Source organism: Pseudoalteromonas sp. 19-MNA-CIBAN-0066 (assembly GCF_040308705.1).
Classification (GTDB): domain Bacteria; phylum Pseudomonadota; class Gammaproteobacteria; order Enterobacterales; family Alteromonadaceae; genus Pseudoalteromonas; species Pseudoalteromonas nigrifaciens.
Genome location: NZ_JBEONZ010000090.1, coordinates 1 through 1086, shown reverse-complemented (window position 1 = coordinate 1086; position 1086 = coordinate 1). Strand labels below are relative to the sequence as shown.

1 protein-coding gene is annotated in these 1086 nt (G+C 40.7%); it reads left to right on the top strand.

Annotated elements, in window-relative coordinates; genetic code table 11:
- The first annotated feature begins 88 nt into the window (after positions 1–88).
- Entirely contained in the window at positions 89–1057 is a 969-nt protein-coding gene (locus AAEZ18_RS18295; protein WP_288635400.1) for an IS30 family transposase, read from the top strand.
- Positions 1058–1086: the final 29 nt, after the last annotated feature.

The following is a 1086-nucleotide window of genomic DNA, read 5'->3' as shown; positions in this document are numbered from 1 at the left end:
CCTAAATTCGGATAATAAGTGCAATTTCTCAGATTAGATGGCCAGCTGTTATAATTCGGCCATTTTCTCGCCAAAGGAAATTGCTTTAATGAAATATAAACAGCTGACACAAGAAGAAAGATACCAGATTTACGCGTTAATAAAAGCAGGAAATAACCAAAAGCAGATAGCTGAAGAACTAACTCGTTCACCGTCATCTATTTCTAGAGAGCTAAAACGCAATAAAGGACTTAAAGGCTATCGGCCTAACCAAGCCAATAACTTTGCTGAACAAAGACGTAAGTCATCTTTCAAAGCAAGTAAGTTAACAGAGGACGTCACTCACTGGATTAATAAATTGTTGCATGACGGACTTTCCCCTGAGCAAGTGGCAGGCCGCTTAGCTTTAGAGAAACAGGTCGTTTTACATCATGAAACAATTTATCAATATATTTACAGAGACAAGGCTCGTGGTGGCAAGCTACATAAGACACTCACTCGTGCATGTAAAAAGTATAAAAAACGCTATGGAAGCTATGATAAACGTGGACAGATAGTTAATCGAGTCAGCATTGATGAACGCCCAAGTATTGTGGATTCAAAGTCTAGGATTGGTGATTGGGAGGGCGATACAGTGATAGGTAAAGGGCGTAAAAATGCGCTTGTCACAATGGTTGAACGTAAAACGTTATATACAGTCGTTCACAGAATTGAAAGCAAGCATGCGAAAATAACAGCCGATGCGCTGATCACGTGTATGACACCATATAAAGATAGGGTTATTACCGTGACGTTAGATAATGGAAAAGAGTTTGCTCACCATGAGCATGTTGCACAAGCATTAGAAGCTGATGTGTATTTCGCTCATCCCTATTCATCATGGGAGCGGGGCATAAATGAGAATACCAACGGCTTACTTAGACGCTTCTTCCCCAAGGGAACTGACTTTATGGCGCTAAGTGAAGCAGAGATACAGGCGGCAGTTGATAAGCTCAACCATCGGCCAAGAAAAACAAGAGGGTATAAAACCCCTCATGAATTATTTACGGGGCAATCAGAAGTTCTGGTGGCTGCATAATGATTGCACTTAATACTTGAATTCAAGAA